Source organism: Streptomyces oryzae (genome assembly GCF_017676365.1).
Classification (GTDB): Bacteria; Actinomycetota; Actinomycetes; order Streptomycetales; family Streptomycetaceae; genus Streptomyces; species Streptomyces oryzae.
On record NZ_JADKMA010000140.1, the window covers coordinates 1 to 20,350 of the forward strand.

Annotated in this window: 17 protein-coding genes; 12 read left to right on the plus strand and 5 right to left on the minus strand. The window is 72.3% G+C overall.

The window, feature by feature from the left end:
• Together ITI46_RS23745 and ITI46_RS23750 are read right to left on the minus strand one after the other, a co-directional pair.
• Window positions 1-565: hypothetical protein (locus tag ITI46_RS23745; RefSeq protein ID WP_209241753.1), on the minus strand; the 565-nt coding region annotated here is incomplete at its 3' end.
• Window positions 566-614: 49 nt separating this feature from the next.
• Window positions 615-1,367, minus strand: a complete 753-nt coding sequence (locus ITI46_RS23750; protein ID WP_209241754.1) for a MerR family transcriptional regulator — start codon at window positions 1,365-1,367, stop codon at window positions 615-617.
• Window positions 1,368-1,538: 171 nt separating this feature from the next.
• Here ITI46_RS23750 and ITI46_RS23755 point away from each other — a divergent pair, with 171 nt between their 5' ends.
• Together ITI46_RS23755 and ITI46_RS23760 are read left to right on the plus strand one after the other, a co-directional pair.
• Entirely contained in the window at window positions 1,539-2,060 is a 522-nt protein-coding gene (locus ITI46_RS23755; protein WP_209241755.1) for a hypothetical protein, read from the plus strand.
• Between the two features lie 21 nt (window positions 2,061-2,081).
• Window positions 2,082-2,783 (plus strand): endonuclease V, encoded by a 702-nt coding sequence (locus tag ITI46_RS23760; RefSeq protein ID WP_209241756.1) that lies wholly within the window; start codon window positions 2,082-2,084, stop codon window positions 2,781-2,783.
• Here ITI46_RS23760 and ITI46_RS23765 read toward each other — a convergent pair.
• Entirely contained in the window at window positions 2,756-3,601 is an 846-nt protein-coding gene (locus ITI46_RS23765) for a class I SAM-dependent methyltransferase (protein ID WP_209241757.1), read from the minus strand. The genes ITI46_RS23760 and ITI46_RS23765 overlap by 28 nt on opposite strands.
• A gap of 280 nt (window positions 3,602-3,881) precedes the next feature.
• Between ITI46_RS23765 and ITI46_RS23770 the strand changes: the two genes are divergently transcribed.
• The 8 genes from ITI46_RS23770 (at window position 3,882) to ITI46_RS23805 (ending at window position 15,191) form a co-directional block, all read left to right on the plus strand.
• Window positions 3,882-5,114 (plus strand): sensor histidine kinase, encoded by a 1,233-nt coding sequence (locus tag ITI46_RS23770; RefSeq protein ID WP_209241758.1) that lies wholly within the window; start codon window positions 3,882-3,884, stop codon window positions 5,112-5,114.
• Entirely contained in the window at window positions 5,111-5,767 is a 657-nt protein-coding gene (locus ITI46_RS23775) for a response regulator (RefSeq protein ID WP_307808297.1), read from the plus strand. Before ITI46_RS23770 ends, ITI46_RS23775 begins: the two co-directional genes overlap by 4 nt.
• A 208-nt stretch (window positions 5,768-5,975) precedes the next feature.
• The gene (locus ITI46_RS23780; protein WP_209241759.1) at window positions 5,976-7,886 is read left to right on the plus strand and encodes a methylmalonyl-CoA mutase family protein; all 1,911 of its coding nucleotides are present in this window, start codon (window positions 5,976-5,978) and stop codon (window positions 7,884-7,886) included.
• Window positions 7,883-10,120: a methylmalonyl-CoA mutase gene (gene scpA, locus ITI46_RS23785; RefSeq protein ID WP_209241760.1), complete on the plus strand. Its 2,238-nt coding sequence runs from the start codon at window positions 7,883-7,885 to the stop codon at window positions 10,118-10,120. The genes ITI46_RS23780 and scpA overlap by 4 nt, the downstream gene beginning before the upstream one ends.
• A 4-nt stretch (window positions 10,121-10,124) precedes the next feature.
• Window positions 10,125-11,120, plus strand: a complete 996-nt coding sequence (gene meaB / locus ITI46_RS23790; RefSeq protein WP_209241761.1) for a methylmalonyl Co-A mutase-associated GTPase MeaB — start codon at window positions 10,125-10,127, stop codon at window positions 11,118-11,120.
• Between the two features lie 270 nt (window positions 11,121-11,390).
• Window positions 11,391-12,800, plus strand: coding sequence for an APC family permease (locus tag ITI46_RS23795; protein WP_209241762.1), 1,410 nt, complete (start codon window positions 11,391-11,393; stop codon window positions 12,798-12,800).
• Window positions 12,801-13,188: 388 nt separating this feature from the next.
• The gene (locus ITI46_RS23800) at window positions 13,189-14,052 is read left to right on the plus strand and encodes a hypothetical protein (RefSeq protein ID WP_247746478.1); all 864 of its coding nucleotides are present in this window, start codon (window positions 13,189-13,191) and stop codon (window positions 14,050-14,052) included.
• Window positions 14,049-15,191: a S8 family peptidase gene (locus ITI46_RS23805; protein ID WP_209241763.1), complete on the plus strand. Its 1,143-nt coding sequence runs from the start codon at window positions 14,049-14,051 to the stop codon at window positions 15,189-15,191. Before ITI46_RS23800 ends, ITI46_RS23805 begins: the two co-directional genes overlap by 4 nt.
• Window positions 15,192-15,217: 26 nt before the next feature.
• On the opposite strand, the gene ITI46_RS23810 is transcribed toward ITI46_RS23805, so the two are convergent.
• Entirely contained in the window at window positions 15,218-16,579 is a 1,362-nt protein-coding gene (locus ITI46_RS23810) for a CapA family protein (protein WP_247746479.1), read from the minus strand.
• A 250-nt stretch (window positions 16,580-16,829) separates the two neighbouring features.
• Here ITI46_RS23810 and ITI46_RS23815 point away from each other — a divergent pair, with 250 nt between their 5' ends.
• Window positions 16,830-17,783: a CPBP family glutamic-type intramembrane protease gene (locus ITI46_RS23815; protein ID WP_209241764.1), complete on the plus strand. Its 954-nt coding sequence runs from the start codon at window positions 16,830-16,832 to the stop codon at window positions 17,781-17,783.
• Here the strand turns inward: ITI46_RS23815 and ITI46_RS23820 are convergent.
• A complete protein-coding gene (locus tag ITI46_RS23820; protein ID WP_209241765.1) occupies window positions 17,770-18,960 on the minus strand; it encodes a polyprenyl synthetase family protein in 1,191 nt (396 codons plus the stop codon). The two genes, ITI46_RS23815 and ITI46_RS23820, sit on opposite strands and share 14 nt — an antisense overlap.
• Before the next feature lie 405 nt (window positions 18,961-19,365).
• Between ITI46_RS23820 and ku the strand changes: the two genes are divergently transcribed.
• A partial coding sequence (ku, locus tag ITI46_RS23825) for a non-homologous end joining protein Ku (RefSeq protein ID WP_209241766.1) occupies window positions 19,366-20,350 on the plus strand: 985 nt, incomplete at its 3' end.

Sequence of the window (20,350 nt, forward strand, 5' to 3'; positions counted from 1 at the left end):
GTGACGGGTGGGAGGAGAGCGCGGTCAGCAGGGCCTCGAGCCGCTGCCCCGCCGTGGTGCCGCCCACCCGGCGGCAGCGCTGGGTGACGAAGTGCTCCCGCTGTCCGTCGTCGCGGACGCGGCGGGCGTTGCGGGACAGGTGCGCGGCATGCCGGACCGCGAGCCGGGTCAGCTCTGCCGTATCCGCGTCCGGTGGCAGGAGCAGCTTCACATGGTGCTCGAAGTAGTACGCCGGACCGAGCGCGGCCCCCTCGGCGTCGGTGGCCGGTACTCCGCGGGCCCACGGCGCCGCCTCCACCTTGACGCGGACCACCGGGCAGGCAGCGGCGGCCAGTTCACCGGCCGCCGACTGCGCGGCTGCGCGGGCCGTGGCGAGGGTGCTGTCCGCGACGGCGAAGGTCACCATCGGCTGGACGGGCGTGCGGCCCCGGTCCAGCACGATGTGCGCGTACTTCCAGCCCCTTTCGGCCGCGTGCGCGGCGAGCGCGCCGGAGCGTACGGCGGGGCAGGAGCCGTCGACGGTCAGATGGATCTCGAACTCACCCGCGAACGCGTCCGGGGACACACGCGCGGGCGCCGGAGAGGGAGATGAAGGGCACACGCGTCCGATCATCTCAGCGGCCCGCACCGGGGCCGTAATCCCGCAGATACGTGTGCAGCAGGCCGGAGCCCTCCAGCATGGCGGTCGTCAGGGACGTCAGCTCCTGCTCCCGGCGGGCCAGCGCTGCCCGCAGCTCCGCCGTGCTGCCGAAGCCGCGCAGGTCGTCGAGGACGGTGCGGATCTGGGGCAGCGGATAGCGGCTCTGCCTCAGCAGGGCGATCAGCCGGGCTTCGCGGATCTCGGCGGGGCCGAAGCAGCGGTAGCCGGTGACCGGTTCCCGGAGCGGGGAGAGCAGCCCCGCCGACTCCCATACGCGCAGTGCGGAAGGCCGCAGCCCGAGCTGGTGGGCCAGCTCGCCGATGCGCAGTACGGAGCGGGGTGGTGCCTCCTCCTCGGGGGCTCGCTCGGCCACCGCCGTCAGCGCCTCGCCGGCCGCCTGCAGGGAGCGGCGCTGTTCGTGCAGTACGGCGTGACTCTCGTTGACCTGGGCCAGCGCCGCGGGTACGTCGCCCCTGTGCACGGCACGCAGGATGCGCTGGGCAGGGCCGGTGCCGTAGCCCTTCGCCAGCGCCCGGTATGTGAGCAGTGCGGCGCGGTGGCGCGGGGTGAAGGACCGGTATCCGGAAGCGGTGCGGTCGGCGGGCGGGATGATGCCCGCCTCTTCGTAGTTGCGCACCTGCTGCGTGGAGATCCCGGCGGCCCGCGCCAGATCCACGGAGCGCAGGGTCACCTTCTCCGACGCCCCATCCGCCTCGGTCTCGTCCATGCGGGGAGCGTACGGGGGTGCTCCTGCGGCGAGGGCAGTGCGCACCCTCATCCAAGTGGGGGATTTGTGGTGCGCAGTTGAAGCGTCACCGTTCCGTGGCGCACTCCGGAAGGCGGACGATGCGGTCACCGGCTGCCATCCGGGACAGCGCCCGACAAAAGAGGTGTTCGCATGCTCCGTACCACCCGCGCCGCGCTCCGCACCACCCGTACCCGTCGTGCCCTCACACTGTGTGCCGCCGGAGCGGCTGCACTGGCGCTGTCCGTGCCGGACGCCCACGCGGCACCGGCGGCGGCAACCGCGCAGGCCGGGCCGGCCGCACAGGCAGCGCCCGCCGCGCAGCAGGACGGGCCACTCGCCCAGCACCGGCACCGGCACACCGGGCCCGAGATCCACCGCTTCCTGACCTGGTTCTACGGCGAGAGCGGGCCGACCGACTGGCAGCGGGAGCACTTCGTCTCCGACTTCCTCAAGCAGAAGCAGGCCGACAACCCCGACCACGACGTCCTGCTGTGCGCCCAGAACACGCCGCGGAACATCGACGTAGGGCCGGTGACGACCGCCCAGTCCGCGGGCGTCGGCTGGGCCACGGTGACCGCCTCCTGGGCGGACGGCACCACCAGCACCTTCACCGCCTACGTCGCTCTAGACTCCCACCCGATCGAGCTGCACGAGGTCGTGTGTGCTCAATGACGCCTGCGACTGCGGAGTGACATGGGTGTGAGGATCGGCGCGGAGCCGGACGCGGACGACTGGCCGGCCACCGAGGCGGAGGCGGTCGCCGCGCAGGACCGGCTGCGCGAGGCCGCCGACCTGGTCGGGCCCGGCCCTGACCCCGACCAGGTGCGCACCGTGGGCGGGGTGGACGTCGCCTACGCCGACGACGGCGACCTGGTGGCCGCCGCCGTCGTGCTGGACGCCACCACCCTCGCGGTGGTGGACGAGTCCGTGCACGTGGGACGCACGGATTTTCCCTACATCCCCGGACTGCTGGCCTTCCGCGAACTGCCCTCCGTCGCGGCGGCGCTGCGCGGCCTGTCGCACCGGCCCGAGGTGATCGTGTGCGACGGCTACGGCGTCGCTCACCCCCGGCGCGCCGGACTCGCCGTCCATCTGGGCGTGCTGACCGGCATTCCGTGCTTCGGGGTGGCCAAGACGCCGTTCCTCTTCGACTACGCGGAGCCGGAACGGCAGCGGGGTGCGTGGACGCCGCTGACCATCGACGGCGAGCAGGTCGGTCGGGCGCTGCGTACCCAGGACGGGGTCAAGCCGGTGTTCGTCTCCGTCGGCAGCGGAATCGGTCTCGACAACGCCACCGCGCTCGCCCTGCGGCTGGCCCCCGACTACCGCCAGCCCGAAACGACCCGCGCGGCGGACCACTTGGCGCGTCAGCGACTGGCCGAACGCGCTGTCTGAGCACGCTCGGGGGCTGGGCCAGGGCCGTCGGTGGCGGCGCCGTCCGGGCCGTGGGTGACGCGGATCTTGGACTGGCCGTGCGGCAGTTCCTCCCAGTCGGCCATGAAGCGCGCGGCCAGGCCGTGTTTCCCGGCCAGGCCGATGAGCGTCTCGGTGCGGTAGTAGAAGTCCTCGCGCAGGACCTGGTGCTCCTCACCCTCGGTGCGGTCGAACGTGAAGTCGAACCAGCCGCCCGGAGCCAGCACCCGGCCCACATTGGCCAGGCACTCCTCGATGACGTGCAGCGGGGAGTGCGAGAAGACGCTGTGCGCGTGCACGACGTCGAAGTGGGCGTCGGGCAGAAAGCGCAGGGTCAGATCATGGACCGGCGCCAGGGTCGGGAGCTTGTTCTGCAACTCCATGCGCACCATCGTGTCCTGCGCGGCGGCGAGGATGTCGGGAGAGATGTCGATGCCGTAGTAGTGCCCCGGCTCCAGGTGCCGGATGAACCGCCACCCCGCCCGCAGGTTGCCGCAACCGATCTCCAGCATCCGGTGCTCGGGGCGGAGTCCGTGGTCGAGCAGGTAGTCGAACTGCATCGCGCCCAGTGCCAGCCACCGGTCATGGCTGGCACTGCCGACCGCCGCCTCCGGGTCGGCACGGGTGTCGGAGCGCATCACGGCGCGGTAGTAGGAGATGTGGTCGGGCCAGCGGTAGCGCAGCCACGCGTCCCTGGTGGCACGCACCAGATAGCGGGGCACCCGCTGGGGGTGGCGCAGCGCGTAGCTGACGCGGTGCCCGAGGGCAGCGCGGTTGACGGTGACGTTCTTGGCAGGCACGCGGATCATTTCCTTCCCGGTCTTGCGGTGGTGCGGCCTTGCGGTTCTGCTGCTGCCAGCTTCGGCGCACCGGAGACCGCGGGACGCGGCTGACCGGCTGCGATACGGGAGCGGTCCGGTGGATGCCAACGTCATCCGATCGGTTGATGCGGCCCGGCGTCCTGCTGCCCAGCATTGGTGAGCGGAGACGCGCCCCGTCAGGGGCGCGGGGAACTGCGCGAGCAACCACAACGCACCCGCAGTCGGCATCGGACGGGCCGGGGCAGGAAGGCATTCCGCGATGGAGGAACGGGCGGACCCCGACAACCGATGGCTGACGGCAGTCATGCACGCGGCGTTCTGTCTGCTGCTGGGCTCCTCACTCGTCCGCTTCCTGACGTACGACCAGCGCGAGCGCCACACTTTCTGGATCGTCACGCTGTTCGCCGTCTTCGGTGTGCTCTACGCACTGGGACGAGTGCTGGCACCCGCGCCGCGCCCCGGCAGCCGCCCCACCGCGCGGCATCTGGTCTGGCTGGGCACGGTGTCGGCCGTGTGGATCGTGCTGCTCGCCCTCGCGCCGAGCGCCACCTGGTGCGCGATGCCGCTGCTGTTCGCCGGGCTGCACACGCTGTCCGCCCGGATCGCGGTACCGGTCGTGGCCGGTCTCACCACGCTGGTCGTCGCCTCCCAACTGCGAGGGACAGAAGGGGCGGTCAACCCCAACATGGTGGTCGCGCCGCCGGCCATCGCCGCTGTCGCCACCGCCGTACTGGTCCACCTGCAACGCCAGGCAGCGCGGCAGCGGGTGCTGATCGACGACCTGCTCCGCACCCGCCGGGACCTGCGGGCCACGGAGCGGCGCGCCGGCACCCTGGCGGAGCGCCAGCGGCTGGCCACGGAGATCCACGACACCCTCGCCCAGAGCCTGTCCAGCCAGCAGATGCTGCTCCAGGCCGCCGAGCGGGTCTGGCGTACGGACCCGGAAGCGGCCCGCGGCCACGTCAGGGACGCGGCCGAGATCACCTCCCGCAGCCTCACCGAGGCCCGCAGGTTCGTCCACGATCTGGCCCCGGCCGACCTCGCCGGGAACTCACTGGCCGAGGCGTTGAGCTCGCTGGCCGAGCGGGAGAGTGGTCCGGGGCTGACGGTGGTCTTCCGGCTGGACGGCGCTCCGGGCCCGCTGCCCGAGCAGGTCGAGGCGCAGCTGCTGCGCATCGCACAGGGCGCGCTGGCCAACGTCCGGGAGCACGCCGCGGCGACGCGGGCAGCGGTGACCCTGACCTGCCAGGACGACGAGGTCTCACTGGACATCGCGGACAACGGGCGGGGCTTCGCCCCGGACGGGCCGCCGGTCGCTTCCGCCGGAGCGGACCGGGCGCGCGGGCACGGGCTCCCGGCCATGCGTATCCGGGCGGCACAGCTGGGCGGCACACTCGGTGTGGAGTCCGCACCGGGCGAGGGCACCGTCGTCTCGGCGTCCGTTCCGCTCGCCGCGCACCCCGACCCGACACCGATGGAGGCCGCTCCGTGACCGCGCCGCAGTCCCGTCCCGCGCCGATCCGGCTGCTGCTGTGCGACGACCACGCCGTGGTGCGTGCCGGGCTGCGCGCGCTGCTGTCCAGCTCCGAGGGCTTCGAGGTGGTGGGCGAGGCGGGCAGCGGTGAGGAGGCCCTGGCCGTGGCCGCCCGCGTACGGCCCGACATCGTGCTGATGGATCTGCAACTGGGCGGCGGCATGGACGGCGTGACGGCCACCCGGCGCCTGTCGGCCCGGGAGGGCGAGAAGTCCGGCCCGCGCGTCCTGGTGCTCACCATGTTCGACACGGACGCCGACGTCACCCGCGCCATCGAAGCGGGCGCCAGCGGCTACCTGCTCAAGGCAGAGCGGCCCGAGGAGCTGTTCGCGGCGATCCGCAACGCGGCGTCGGGGCGTACCGCGCTCTCGGCCCCGGTCGCCGACCGGGTGCTGGCCCAGCTGCGCAGTCCGCGCCCGGCGCTGTCCGAGCGGGAGCGCGACATCCTCCAGCAGCTGGCGCGCGGCCTGGGCAACCGGGAGATAGCCCACGTTCTGTTCATCAGCGAAGCCACGGTCAAGACCCATCTGGGGCGGATCTACAGCAAATTGGGCGTGGACACCCGGGCCGGCGCGGTGGCTGTCGCAAAGGAGCAACGCCTCCTGCCGTGAACAAACCCGTACCCGGCAACGGGGGCTGCGCTTGCCCACCCTGCGCCCTGGGGGCACCCCTGCTCGAAGAGCTTGGGGGAGCAGACTGCCCAAGCTTCGCGGAGACACAGGCAACCCCCCAGGCCAGCGCAGCGTCCCGCACGGAAGAGTGAAAGGTCACACAGATGAGCTGGTGCTACTCGTGGGTCACCTCGCCTAATCTGCGGCCATGACGGTCCCGCCTGAAGAAGGGCTCTCCCTCGGCCAGGACTTTCCGGAGGCTACGTACGAGCAGTGGCAGCAGCTCGTTTCCGGGGTCCTGAGCAAGACGGGAGCGAAGGTCCCGGACGCCTCCGCGCCCGAGTCCGCCCTCACCACGACGCTTCCCGACGGCATCGAAGTACGCCCCCTCTACACGGGCGGTACGACGACGAACGGCAACGGCGGCCCGCGCGGTTTCCCCGGGTTCGCGCCGTTCGTCCGGGGTGCGCGCCCCGAAGCCAACGCCGCACGGGGCTGGGACATACGGCAGCGGCACACACGCGCCGACGCGGCGGGTACCCGCGAAGCCGTGCTGGGTGACCTGGAGAACGGCGTCACCTCCCTGTGGCTGGCAGTGGGCGAGGGCGGGCTGCCCATAGGTGAGCTGGAAGGCGCGCTGGAGGGCGTCTATTTCGACCTCGCGCCGATCGTGCTGGACGCGGGCGCCGAGTTCGGGCGGGCCGCGGCCGAACTGCTGCGGCTGCGGGGCCGGCTGCCCGGCGGCGCCGAGCCCGCGCCCGGAAGCGTGCTGGGCGCCGACCCGTTGGGGCACGCGGCCCGTACCGGCGCGCACGAGGCGGCGACCGCGCTGCGGCAGGAGGCCGCGGCGCTGGCCGCACAGTGCGAGCGGGAGCAGCCGGGACTGCGTACGTATGTGGTGGACACGCTGCCGTACCACGAGGCGGGCGGCACGCCGGCCCGGGAGCTGGGGTGCGCGCTGGCGACCGGCGTCGCGTATCTGCGGGACATGACCGAGGCCGGACTGCCGGTGGCGGCGGCCTGCGGGCAGCTGGAATTCCGGTACGCGGCGACCGCCGACCAGTTCACCACCATCGCGGCGCTGCGCGCGACGCGCAGGCTGTGGTCGCGGGTGGTGCAGGCGTGCGGCGCTCCGGCGCACGCGGGCGCACAGCGGCAGCACGCCGTGACGTCTCCGGTGATGATGACCCGCCGCGACCCGTGGGTGAACATGCTGCGTACGACGGTGGCCACCCTCGCTGCCGGAGTCGGCGGCGCGGACGCGGTGACGGTGCTGCCGTTCGACGACGCGCTGGGGCTGCCGGACGCGTTCGCCCGGCGTATCGCGCGCAACACCTCCACGATCCTGCTGGAGGAGTCCCACCTGGCCGGGGTGATCGACCCCGCGGGCGGCTCCTGGTATGTGGAGGAGCTGTCGGACCAGCTGGCGCGCGCTGCCTGGGCCTGGTTCCAGGAGATCGAGGGCGCGGGCGGCATGGCGGCTGCCCTGCGCGACGGGCTGGTGGCCGAACGGCTGCGCGAGGGCTGGGCGGAGCGCAGCAGAGCGCTGGCCCGCAGAACGGAACCGGTCACCGGGGTCAGCGAGTTCCCGCTGCTGGACGAGCGCCCCGTCGAGCGCGAGCCCGCACCGCAGCGGCCCGGCGGCGGGCTGCCGAGAGTACGGCGGGACGACGCATACGAAGCGCTGCGTGCCCGCTCGGACGCGCACCTGGCGGCGACCGGCGAACGCCCGAAGCTGTTCATCGCGGCGCTGGGCCCGGCGGCCGCGCACACCGCGCGGGTGTCGTTCGTGGCCAACCTCGCCCGCGCTGGGGGAATCGAGCCGGTGCACGAACCGGTGACAGTGGACGCCGCAGGCGCGCCGGAGGCGTTCCGCGGCAGCGGCGCCCAGGTCGCCTGCCTGTGCTCCAGCGACGACCTCTACGCCGAGCAGGCGGCCGGGGTCGCCGCCGCGCTCAAGGCGGCCGGTGCCACACGGGTGCTGCTGGCGGGGAAGCCGAAGGACGCCGGGCGGCGCGCGGAGTACGAGGGCGCCGGGGTCGACGAGTTCGTCCACGCGGGCGGCGACGCGGTCGCCCTTCTCACGTCCCTTCTCGACTGCATGGGGGTCGAAGCATGAGCATCCCGGACTTCACCGCCGTCGGTCTCGACCCCGAACAGCCCCCGGAGGGCACGCCCGAGCAGTGGAGCGAAGCCGTCAAGGAGCGCTCCGGGCACAGCGTGCCCGATCTGGCCTGGCACACCCCCGAGGGAATCGCCGTCAAGCCGCTCTATACCGGCGAGGACCTGCAAGGGCTGGACTTCCTGTCCACCTACCCCGGCATCGCGCCGTATCTGCGCGGCCCGTACCCGACGATGTACGTCAACCAGCCGTGGACGATCAGGCAGTACGCGGGCTTCTCGACGGCCGAGGAGTCCAACGCCTTCTACCGGCGCAATCTGGCGGCCGGCCAGAAGGGCCTGTCCGTCGCGTTCGACCTGCCCACCCACCGGGGCTACGACAGCGACCATCCGCGGGTGACCGGCGATGTCGGCATGGCGGGCGTGGCGATCGACTCCCTCTACGACATGCGGCAGCTCTTCGACGGCATCCCGCTGGACCGGATGACCGTCTCGATGACGATGAACGGCGCTGTGCTGCCGGTGCTGGCGCTCTACATCGTCGCCGCCGAGGAACAGGGCGTGCCGCCGGAAAAGCTGGCGGGGACCATTCAGAACGACATCCTCAAGGAGTTCATGGTCCGCAACACCTACATCTATCCGCCGCAGCCCTCGATGCGGATCATCTCCGACATCTTCGCGTACACCTCGCAGAAGATGCCGCGCTACAACTCCATCTCCATCTCCGGCTACCACATCCAGGAGGCCGGCGCGACGGCCGATCTGGAGCTGGCCTACACCCTGGCGGACGGGGTGGAGTATCTGCGCGCCGGGCTGGACGCGGGGATGGACGTGGACGCTTTCGCGCCCCGGCTGTCGTTCTTCTGGGCGATCGGCATGAACTTCTTCATGGAGGTCGCCAAGCTGCGCGCGGCCCGGCTGCTGTGGGCGAAGCTGGTCAGCCGGTTCGAGCCGGAGAACCCCAAGTCGCTGTCGCTGCGCACCCATTCGCAGACCTCGGGCTGGTCGCTGACCGCGCAGGACGTGTTCAACAACGTCACCCGTACGTGTATCGAGGCGATGGCCGCCACCCAGGGCCACACCCAGTCGCTGCACACCAACGCACTGGACGAAGCCCTCGCCCTGCCCACCGACTTCTCGGCCCGGATCGCCCGCAACACCCAGCTGCTGCTCCAGCAGGAGTCGGGCACCTGCCGGGTGATCGACCCGTGGGGCGGCAGCGCCTACGTCGAGCGGCTCACCCACGACCTGGCGCACCGCGCGTGGCAGCACATCGAGGAGGTCGAGGCCGCGGGCGGGATGGCCAAGGCGATCGACGCGGGCATCCCCAAGCTCCGCGTCGAGGAGGCCGCGGCCCGCACCCAGGCCCGTATCGACTCCGGACGGCAGCCGGTGATCGGCGTCAACAAGTACCGGACCGGCAGCGACGAGCAGATCGACGTGCTGAAGGTCGACAACTCCGCCGTGCGCGCCCAGCAGATCGAGAAGCTGCGGCGGCTGCGCTCCGAGCGCGACGAGGGCACCTGCCGCGCCGCGCTGGAAGCCCTCACCCGGGCCGCCGAGGCGGGCTCGGGGCCGGGGCTGGAGAACAATCTGCTGGCACTCGCGGTGGACGCGGCCCGCGCCATGGCCACCGTCGGGGAGATCTCGGAAGCCCTGGAGAAGGTGTACGGGCGGCACGCGGGGCAGATCCGTACGATCTCCGGTGTGTACCGCGAGGAGGCAGGAGTGTCGTCGTCCCTGGGCCGCACCCGTCAGCTGGTGGACGCCTTCGAGGAGGCGGAGGGCCGCAGGCCGCGGCTGCTGGTCGCCAAGATGGGCCAGGACGGGCACGACCGCGGCCAGAAGGTGATCGCCACCGCCTTCGCCGACCTGGGCTTCGACGTGGATGTCGGCCCGCTGTTCCAGACCCCGGCCGAGGTGGCGCGGCAGGCGGTCGAGGCGGACGCGCACATCGTGGGCGTCTCGTCCCTGGCCGCCGGGCACCTCACGCTCGTCCCCGCGCTGCGGGAGGAGCTGGCCGCGGCGGGACGGGACGACATCATGATCGTCGTCGGCGGAGTGATCCCGCCCGCCGATGTGGAGCCGCTGCACGAGGCGGGCGCCACGGCCGTCTTCCCGCCGGGCACGGTCATCCCGGACGCGGCGTACGAACTGGTGCGGAAGCTGGCCGCTGAGCTGGGGCACGACGACCTCGCCGGCGCCGCCGGCCTGGCCGACAGCGAGGGCTGACCGCGTGCCCCGGACCATCGACCTCGACGACTACGCCAAGGGGGTCCTGGAGGGCTCCCGCGCGTACATCGCCCGCGCCATCACGCTGGTGGAGTCCCGCCGGGCCGACCACCGGGAACTGGCCCAGCAGTTGCTGACGACGCTGCTGCCGCACGCGGGCGGCGCCCGGCGGGTGGGGATCAGCGGAGTGCCCGGGGTCGGCAAGTCGACCTTCATCGACGCGCTGGGCACGCTGCTGACCGAGCGCGGACACCGGGTCGCCGTGCTGGCGGTGGACCCCTCCTCCAGCCGTACCGGCGGCTCCATCCTGGGCGACAAGACCCGCATGGAGCGCCTCGCGGTCGACCCCGACGCGTTCGTCCGCCCCTCCCCCACCGCCGGGACGCTCGGCGGCGTCGCCAAGGCCACCCGCGAGACGATGATCGTGATGGAGGCGGCCGGCTACGACGTCGTCCTGGTGGAGACTGTCGGCGTCGGGCAGTCCGAGGCGACCGTGGCGCAGATGGTCGACTCCTTCCTGCTGCTGTCGCTGGCCCGCACCGGCGACCAGCTCCAGGGCATCAAGAAGGGCGTGCTGGAGATCGCCGACGTGCTGGCCGTCAACAAGGCCGACGGGCCGCACGAGCGCGACGCCCGCTCGGCGGCGCGCGAACTGGCGGGCGCCCTGCGGCTGATGAGGGCCGGCGACGACGCCTGGACCCCTCCCGTGCTCACCTGCAGCGGGCGGGAGGGCACCGGCCTCGACGAGGTGTGGGAGCGGCTGGAGCGGCACCGAGCCGTCCTGGAGTCCAGCGGGGAGCTCGCCGCCAAGCGGCGGGACCAGCAGGTCGAGTGGGTGTGGTCCATGGTCCGCGACGAGCTGCTGACCCGCCTGCAACAGCACCCCGCGGTGCGGGAGCTGACCCCCCTCCTGGAGTCCCGCGTCCGCGAGGGCTCGTTGACAGCAACCCTCGCCGCCCAGCGCATCGTGGAGGCGTTCGGCCTGCCGAGCCCGCACTGAGCCCAGGGCCCATGGCGGGTCCGCCCGCACGGCCGGGCCACATCGTGAGACGGCTGCCGTCCGCGCACCGACAGAGGGCGAAACCTGCAAACCGTCGCTGCGATTTCCTCGTACGCCGAAATCGGCTTCATAGGCGGGATGGAAGCACTGAATCGGTCACTGGATTCCGCCAGCGCAACGGATTCCGTTTAACGGAGGCCTTGACTCCGATTTGCCGCAACGGCTTCCATACCGCGAACCACCGGAGGCGATACGCGCGAACGGACCCGCATGACCGACACCCTCGAAGACCCCGGCAAGCCCAGGCTCACCCGCTCCATCGGCGTCGTGGGCGGCACGCTGCTCACCCTGTCCTGTCTGACCCCGGCCTCGTCGCTCTTCGTGATCGTCCCGGACTCCTTCAGCACACTGGGCACCGGCACGGCGCTCACCATCACCGTCGCCGCGCTGCTGTGCATCGGCGTCGCCTTCACCTACTCCGAGCTGGGCACGCTCATCCCCAGCTCCGGCGGTGAGTACGCCATGGTCGGCACCCTGATGGGCAGGCTGGCGGGCTGGCTGGTCTTCGTCCTGTCCCTGATCGTCGTCATGATCGTCCCGCCGATCATCGCGTTGGGCACCGCCGACTATCTCGCTCCGGTCGTACACCTCGATCCACAGTTCGCAGCCGCCGCCGTCATGCTGCTGGCAACCGCCATGGGCCTGCTCGACCTGCGGGCCAACGCCTGGATCACCGGCATCTTCCTCGCCCTGGAGGTGGTGGGCGCCGCGATCGTCGCCTTCCTGGGCTTCACCCACACCGAGCGCTCCGCCTCCGTACTGGTGCACCCCGTGATGGACGGCGGCCACGGCCACGCCTCGCCGGTCACGGCCGGGCTGATCGTCGCCGGGCTCGCCACCGCGCTGTTCATCCTGCAGGGCTTCTCGACCGCCGTATATCTCGCGGAGGAGATGGACAACCCGCGCCGCACCGTCGCCCGCACCGTGCTGTGGACGCTCGCCATCGGGTTCGCGGTCGTCATCCTCCCCGTCGTCGCGATCACTCTGGGCGCGCCGGACCTGCACGCCCTGGCCGGCGGCGACATCGCGGCCATGGTGCAGCAGTGGAGCAACTCGGCCGTCGGCACGTTCATCAGCCTGTGCATCGCGCTGGCGATCATCAACGCCGCGATCGTGATGGTCATCCAGAACTCCCGGGTCGTCTTCGCCTCGGCCCGCGACTCCGCCTGGCCGACGCCCGTCAACCGCGCGTTCTCCCGGCTCGGCGAGCGCTTCGGCTCACCCTGGGTGGCCACGCTGGCGGTCGGCGTACCGGGCGCGCTGCTGTGCTTCGTGAACCTCGACATGCTGAGCGAGGTCACCGGGGTGGCCGTGGCGGGGATGTACGTCTTCGTCGCGCTCGGCGCCCTGGCGGCACGCCGTGCGGGCTACAAGCACCGGGCCGCCTGGCGGATGCCGCTGTGGCCGGTGCTGCCCGCGCTGCTGATGGCGGTGCTGCTGTGGGTGCTGTGGCAGCAGAGCACCGAGAGCCTCGCCATCACCGGCGGCATCGTCCTCGTCGCGGTCGCCTACTGGGCGCTGTATCTGCGTCCCCGCCGGCCGACGCACTGGGTCATCTCCGTCCCGGAGGACGAACAGGCCCCGGCCTCCGCCCGGGAACACGACCTCCAGCCCGTCTGACCCGGACCGGCAACGGCGACGGCACAACAACCGCGTATGTCCGGAACGTTCTGACCTGCGGTTCTGTGACACAGGTGAGACGGGGGATCGATCGTCTCGTCGCCGATCGTGGCCGATAGTGTCTGCTACATCTACTACGCAAACGCGGGGGCACGCGCGTTAAACAGAGCGAGCGCAGACGTCTCCCCCCGCTGCTCTGCACCCGCACACCGGGTGCCGAACACCGAGGAGGGGAGCCATGACCTACCCGAGCCCACCCGAACCCCCCGGCCGCGCCGGGGGGTTCGTCCCGCAGCAGCCGGGACCGCCGCCCCCGTCGCCACCGGCGATGCCGCCCGGACCCCCACCGGGGCCACCGGGCGGCGCGCCCCAGGGGATGCCCGGCGGCATGCCCGTTGGGGTGCCCGGCGGCGGCATGCCCGTCGGTATGCCCGGTGGCGGCATGCCCGGCGGCGGCGTACCCGGCCACAGAATGCCGCTGCCACCCCCGCCGAAGAAGAACACCGGCCGCACCTGCCTCACCGTCTTTCTCAGCGTCGTCGGCGGCCTCGCCCTCCTCGCCGGAGGCGGACTGACCGCGCACACCTTCTCCAACGCCAGCCAGGACGTCCCCAACCGATCCGGCTACGGACCGGACATGTGGCGCAACGAGCGGGTGGACACCCTCTTTCCCAAGACGCTCGGGCCGAAGACCAACTCACAGTCCGGCGCGGACGATCCGAAGATCGCCGAATGGAACCGTCTCGGCATATCGAAGCAGACCGACTGCGCCGGCGCACTGACCGGAGCGCTGGCCGCCGAGGCGGAGAAGCGGGGCTGCAAGGCGGTGCTGCGCGCCACCTACGCCGACCCGACGGGCAACCTGGTGGCGACCGTCGCCCTCATCGTCCTTCCGGAGGTGGACGACGCCGCGAAGGGGATGACCACCTTCTTCGACGCGGAGAAGGAGAAGCGCACCGCGAGCCACGGCGTCAAGGCGTTCCCGGTCCCGGACACCGCCGCAGCCGGCTGGAAGGACGCCGACCGCAACGGCTCGGACGGCGTGCAGGTCACCGACCTGGACCTGCCCTACGCCGTCGCGGTCTCCGCCGGCTCAGCCGACGGCCGCAAGGCGGGCCGGCTGCCCGGCCAGTGGGGAAGGACGGAGCTCGACGCCAAGTCCGACCGCATGCCCTGGCGGGAGGCCGCCCACTCCCTCGCCAACGACCTCAATCTGCACCTCGGCGACCTGCTGCTCAAGGAGACGTCATGAACCGGGACGTCAGGAACCGCCGACGCCTCGGCACCGTGATCGCCGCTGCCGGGCTGAGCGCACTGCTGTGCACGGTGACCGCCACCCCGGCACAGGCCGACACCCCCACCAGCTGGGAGTCGCGGGCCCTCGGCCTGTCCTCCGCGCAGCGCACGACGCAGGGCGAGGGCGTCAAGGTCGCCGTCCTGGACAGCGGTGTGGAGAAGGACCACCCGGCCCTGGCCGGCAAGGTGACCACCGGCCCCGACTTCCTCAAGGACGGCCTGCAGCCCGGCGATCCGCGCTGGGGCGGCCACGGCACGGCGATGGCCTCGGACGTGCTGAAGGTCGCCCCCAAGGCCGGCATCCTGTCGGTGCGGGTGATCGACGACAAGAAGGAGCACGACGCAGGAGACTGGAAGACCGGGCCCAGCCCTGTCGCGCAGGGCATCACCTACGCGGTCGACCACGGGGCCGACGTCATCTCCATGTCGCTGGGCGGCGACTCCTTCGGTTCCAGCTTCAACGAGGAAGAGACCAAGGCCCTGGCACACGCCGCCTACAAGGGCGTGACCGTGGTGGCCTCGGCGGGCAACGACGGCGACGTCTTCAACGACTCCTCCTATCCGGCCGGCTATCCCGGAGTGATCGCCGTCGCCGCCGTCAAGCAGGGCGGCAGCCGGGCCGAGTTCTCCACCGTGCGGACGTACAACACCGTCGCGGCGCCCGGCGTCGGCATCGTCAGCGCGAAGAACACCGGCGGCTACGAACCCGTCAACGGCACCTCCCCGGCCGCGGCGCTCACCTCCGGCGTGGTGGCCCTGATGCTGGGCAAGGACCACAAGCTCAAGCCCTCCCAGGTCCGCGCCATCCTCACCAAGACCGCAGCGCACCCACCGGGCGGCTACAGCCCGCTGGTCGGCCACGGCGTGATCAACGCGGCGGCGGCCGTACGTGCCGTCTCCAAGCCGCCCGCGGACCCGGCGGCCTCCGTCGGGTACAAGGGCAAGCCGTACCTGGCGTCCCGGACCGGCGCCCAGCCCACCCAGCACCCGCCGATGGACACGGCACTGCTGACCATCGGCCTCTCGGTGGGGGGTGTCGGACTGCTGATGGTGGTCGGCGCCGTCATCGTCAGCCGCACGGGCCGGAGGACCTGACCCGGTGAGGGGGAGGGGGTGCCCCCTCAGGGGGCCATGCGCAGGCCGTCCTTCTTGGCGCCTCGGCTGAAGACGACCTTCCGGATCGATGCGTACGCCTCGTCCTGTGCCGCGTCGCCCGCGCCCCTGCTCTCCTTCGAGGCCAGGTTGACCAGGGTGAGGCGGGGCGAGGTCCGCATCATGAAGGGGGTGAACTGCGCCTTGTCGACGGTCCACTCACCCGTGGCCCGCTTGCTGTCCTTGCCGCTCGCCCCGCGCTTCGCGTTCTTCGGCGGTACGAAATGGAAGCGGGCCGCGCTGCCCATGCTGCCGCGCGGGTCGTTCATCTTGCCGGCGATCTGGTCGCCCATCCCGTAGACGACCCAGGTTCCGTTGACCTTCTCGTACGCCTGGGGCACGTGCGCGTGGGTCCCCAGGATCAGATCGATGTCCCGCCGCCCGTGCGAACGGGAGGCGGTCAGCTTTTTGGCGACGGAGCGCTGCAGTTCGTCGGGCTCCTCCTGCCACTCGGTGCCCCAGTGCAGGCTGGCCACCACCACGTCGGCGCCCGCACGGCGCGCTGCGCGGGCGTCCCGGATGATCTGTTCGGGCTGGATCAGATTGACGAGCCAGGGCTTGCTCTTGGGGATGGAGATGCCGTTGGTGCCGTAGGTGTAGGCGAGCTGCGCGACCTTGGCACCCCCGGCCCGCAGCATCGCGGGCCGGCTCCGCTCCTTGGCCGTGCGGGCCGACCCCACGTGTTTGAGCCCCGCGGTGTCCATCGCCTTGAGGGTGCGGGTCACACCGTCCGCGCTGTCGTCCAGGGTGTGGTTGGAGCCGGTCGAACAGGAGTCGTAGCCCGCGTCCCTGACCGAGCGGGCCAGCTGCGGCGGCGTCTGGAAGAGCGGATAGCCGGTGAACGGCCCGCCGTCGGGACCGTAGATGGTCTCCATATGGCAGATCGCCAGGTCGGCGCCGGTGGCCGGCCGCTTGGCGGCGGCGAGCATCCGGCTGAAGTCATAGCCGGAGCCGCCCGCGTCCGCGCGCGCCTGCCGGATGATCGAGTCGTGTGCGAGCAGATCGCCGGTGGCGAAGAGCGAGAACCCGCGCCGGGCATCCTCAGCCCGCTGTTCCCGGGCCTGCGCGGCCCGCTGTTCCTTGCCCTGCCCGGCACGGCTGCCGTCCCGGCCCGCCCCTGACCCGGAGCGCGAACCGCTGTCGGAGTCCCCGCACCCGGCCACCCCGGCGAGCAGCGCGGCCAGCGCGAGCGCTGCAGCGACGCGGCGGACGCCGGTACGGCGGGGGTGTGGGCGGCCCGGCCAGTTGCGAAGGGGACCGGTGCGGCTCGGACGGGAGCGGTTGCGGGCGCGGTGGGGAGCGTGGCCGGTGGCGGTGTGGCTGGTGCTCATCAGAGCTCCTCCGTAGCGAGTAAGTCATATAAGTCCGATAAATGCACTGGATGACGACTCGTCCCCGCTCCCCGGCAGCGACACCGCACCTGCGGCCGAACGGCCCACAAGATGCACCCGGTCAATCGTTCGATGTACTCGCGGATCGTCACTGACGACGAGGCCCCGCCCCTGCGCCGCCCTCGAAAATGGCCAGGTCAGCCGCGATGCCAAGGTGCCCGGACGCCAACGCCCCCTGAAGGAGCCAACAGTGACCCGTCTTCAACCCGCCCGGCAGCACACAGCCCCGCACTCCCGGCCGACCGGAGCCGCGCGGTTCCCGCTGGGCGGGAGGGCACAGGCGCTGTGCCGGGCGCTGGGCGGCGGTGCGGCGATGGCTCTGGCGCTGGGCGTCGGCACCGGGGCCGGTCCCACGCTCGCCCGCGCTCTCGGACTCGCCCCTTCCGGGTTTGCCGCCCGGCTGGTTCCGGCGGCGCTGGTGAGTGCCGTGGCCCTCGCCCTGGTGCTCGGCGCGGTACGCCGCAGCGGCCACCGGCCCGCGCTGCTGGGCTTCGGCGGGCCGGTGGCGAGTCTGCGGGCACTGCTGATCGGCGTGGCCGTGACCGGCGCCGCCGCCTCGGGGGTGTTCGGACTGGCGACGGCTGCCGGGCTGCTGCGCTGGTCCGCCCCCGATCCCGGCGCCCTCGCCGCGTTCCTCGTCACCAACGCCGTTGTCGCGCTGCTCCTCGAAGCGCTCCCGGAGGAGACGACGCTGCGGGGCTACACCTGGACCTCGCTGCGGGGTGCCTTCGGGGGTGCCGGCGCGGCGCTCGGCACCACGGCCGTCTTTCTGCTGGTGCCCGGCGCCTCCACGGTGGTGGGGGCGGTCACCGCGCGGCTGGTCGGCGCGGAAGGCGGGCAGGTGGGGCTCGCGCCCGAGGGCGAGCACCCGGTGGACTATCTGGTCCTGCTGACCGTCTTCGGCCTCACCCTGGTCGCCGCCCGGACCGCCGTGCGTGAAGCGCCGCTGTGGGCCGCGATCGGAACCCATCTGACGTTTCTCACCGTCAACCGCGTCGTGCTGGAGGGCGACCGCCGCCACGCCGGGTGGCACACCGTGCACCAGGACGCCGTCGTACCTCTGCTGGTGCCGCTCTATCTGCTGGTCGCGATGGCCGCCTTCGCCGTGATCGGCCGGGTCTCGCGGCGGCTCAGGTGCGGGTGACGGTGTGCCGGAAGAGGGCGCGGAGGGCGGTGTGCGAGGCCGGCGGGAGGGCCGCCTTGTCCAACTGGGCGTACGCTTCCGCGAGTTGCCAGGCCGATATCTCGTGCGCCGCGGCGCGCCCGCCCGCGTTCTCGATGAGGTCGGCCAACTCGTCCGGGGGCGGCGGGCAGGCGGGGCCGCCGCCCAGCGACTGGGCGAGGGTGCGTGCCGCCGGGTTGCCGGCGCGCAGTGCGGCGATCAGCGGGAGGCTCGGGCCGCCCTCCCGCAGGCCGCTCATCACGGGCCGCCCGCTCAGGCCCGTACCCGACCAGAGGTCCTCGATGTCGCGGGCGGCCTGCACGGCTATGCCCAGGTGGTGACCCGCGCGGGTCAGCGTCTCGACGACCCGCTCGTCGTGACCGCCCAGCAGCGCCCCGCCCGCCAGCGCACACTCCAGCAGCGAACTGGTGCGCGCGGCCGCGACCGCCGCGTACTCCTCCACGCTGATCCCCTCGGGGGCGCGGCGGCGCAGCGCGAGTTCGGCCGAGCGGCCACTGATCAGCCGGGACGTGGTACGGGTCAGCAGCCGCAGCACGGCAGCCCGCTCGTCGCCGTCCGCCTCGCCGCCCTGTGCCACGGCGGCCGTCGGCCCCTCGGCTCCGGCTGCCCCCAACCCCTGGGTGCGGGCTGCCGTCTCGTCATGTGTCCCGGTCGGGCCAGGGCCGCCGGCCGGCTTTCCGGACGGCAGCAGGCAGCGGGTGGCCGCGCCGAGCAGCGCGTCCCCGGCCAGTACCGCCCATCCCGTGCCGTAGACCGCCCATACGGCCGAGCGGCCCCGGCGAAGCGGTTCGCCGTCCATGACGTCGTCGTGCAGCGCGGCCCAGTTGTGGACCAGTTCCACGGCCGCGGCCCCCGGCAGTGCCGCGGCCGTGGAGGACTCCGGCCGCACCCCGTCCCGCCCCGGCTCGCCCGCGCCCGCCGCGTGCAGGGCGAGCGCCGCGTGCGGGTACGGACCCGGGGTGACGCCGTAGGTGGGGCTGCCGTCCGGTCTGGTCCAGCCGAAGTGGTAGCCGCAGACCCGCCGAAGCTCCGGCTGGAGCGCACCGACGGCCTCCCTCAGCACGGGTTCCGTCCGCTCGTGCGCGTACGCCAGCAGGGAGGGTGCGGCGGGGACGTCGGTGAGCTCTTGAGTCGTCATACCGGAGCGGCTGCTCCTTTCTCCGGTCCAGGCGCGACGAACAGCGCGAAGCGTGTGGGAATGGTGCGCTCTCAGTAATCGGCTTTCCCTCCCCCCGCCCCGGTGACTCCCGCTCGGTGGAGCCGGTGCGAAGCACGTGGGGGGCGCAGGGGGCGGCACGGCGCGGCAAGGGGGCGGCACGGCGCGGGCAGGAGGCAGCAGGGCGCCGCAGAGCGCGCGAAATGCGGGGTGTGAGGCGCGAAGGGCGTGCAACCCGGTACCCGTACGCACCGGCCCCGGATGCGGGTGGGGGTGCCAGGGGCGAGAGTGAGAGCGCGTGCGCCCGCGCTCGAAGGGGGTGGCGGGGCGCCTGGCGTCTCGCAGTATGAACGGTCACAAAGGGTGACGAAGGGACGGGTGAGAGCGATGGCGCGTCCGGTCTGGAGCGGAGTGATCACCTTCGGGCTGGTCACGGTTCCGGTGCGGATGTACGCCGCGACCGAGGACCACACCACCCACTTCCGCCAGTTGCAGCGCGGCACCAACGACCGCGTACGCAACAAGCGGGTGAACGAGCGGACCGGCAAGGGCGTGGAGTACGACGACATCGTCAAGGGCTACGAGGTCGCCGACGGTGAGTACGTCACCGTCGAGCGGGAGGAGCTGGCCGAGATCGCCCCCGGGAAGTCGCAGGTCATCGACGTCAGCGGGTTCGTGGACGCGGACCAGATCGACCCCGTCCACTACGCGCGTGCCTACTACCTCTTCCCCAGCGGCGACCAGTACGGCAAGCCGTACGAACTGCTGCGAGCTGCGCTCGCCGAGTCGGGGATGACGGGCATCGCCACGTTCGTGATGCACAACAGGGAGTGTCTGGTGGCCCTGCGGGGCGGCGACGAGGCGCTCACGCTGCACACCTTGCACTGGTCGGACGAGGTACGCGACCCGCGCGAGGAGCTGCCCGTGCTGCCGCGCCACGAGCAGGCGGGCGGCAAGGAGCTGAAGACGGCACGGCAGCTGATCGAGAGCATGAGCACGCCCTTCCGGCCGCAGGACTCCACCGACACCTACGAGGACCGGGTGCGGGCGCTGGTCGAGGCCAAGGCGAAGGGCGAGGAGATCGCCCCGGAGGAGGGCCCGCCCGAGGCCACCAATGTGGTGGACCTCACCGAAGCCCTCAACCGCAGTATCGAGCGCGCCCGCTCCGGCAAGCGGGACGGGAAGAAGGGCCGGCAGCAGGGGACAGCAAAGGGGAAGGGGCAGAGGAAGGGAGCGGGGGCGGGCAGGGCCGAGAGCTCTCCGCGCAAGAGCCGCGGGCTCGCCGAGCTCAGCGAGCTCAGCAAGGACGAGCTGTACCAGCGCGCCAGTGCGCAGGGCATCAAGGGGCGCTCGAAGATGAGCCGCGAACAGC

Bases quoted from the DNA above. Each gene is read 5' to 3' on its own strand.
- ITI46_RS23795 (WP_209241762.1), top strand. From the start codon at position 11,391: ATGACCGACACCCTCGAAGACCCCGGCAAGCCCAGGCTCACCCGCTCC.
- ITI46_RS23820 (WP_209241765.1), bottom strand. From the start codon at position 18,960: ATGACGACTCAAGAGCTCACCGACGTCCCCGCCGCACCCTCCCTGCTG.
- ITI46_RS23750 (WP_209241754.1), bottom strand. From the start codon at position 1,367: ATGGACGAGACCGAGGCGGATGGGGCGTCGGAGAAGGTGACCCTGCGC.
- ITI46_RS23780 (WP_209241759.1), top strand. From the start codon at position 5,976: ATGACGGTCCCGCCTGAAGAAGGGCTCTCCCTCGGCCAGGACTTTCCG.
- ITI46_RS23805 (WP_209241763.1), top strand. From the start codon at position 14,049: ATGAACCGGGACGTCAGGAACCGCCGACGCCTCGGCACCGTGATCGCC.
- ITI46_RS23770 (WP_209241758.1), top strand. From the start codon at position 3,882: ATGGAGGAACGGGCGGACCCCGACAACCGATGGCTGACGGCAGTCATG.
- ITI46_RS23755 (WP_209241755.1), top strand. From the start codon at position 1,539: ATGCTCCGTACCACCCGCGCCGCGCTCCGCACCACCCGTACCCGTCGT.
- ITI46_RS23760 (WP_209241756.1), top strand. From the start codon at position 2,082: ATGGGTGTGAGGATCGGCGCGGAGCCGGACGCGGACGACTGGCCGGCC.
- ITI46_RS23810 (WP_247746479.1), bottom strand. From the start codon at position 16,579: ATGAGCACCAGCCACACCGCCACCGGCCACGCTCCCCACCGCGCCCGC.
- scpA (WP_209241760.1), top strand. From the start codon at position 7,883: ATGAGCATCCCGGACTTCACCGCCGTCGGTCTCGACCCCGAACAGCCC.
- ITI46_RS23800 (WP_247746478.1), top strand. From the start codon at position 13,189: ATGCCCGTTGGGGTGCCCGGCGGCGGCATGCCCGTCGGTATGCCCGGT.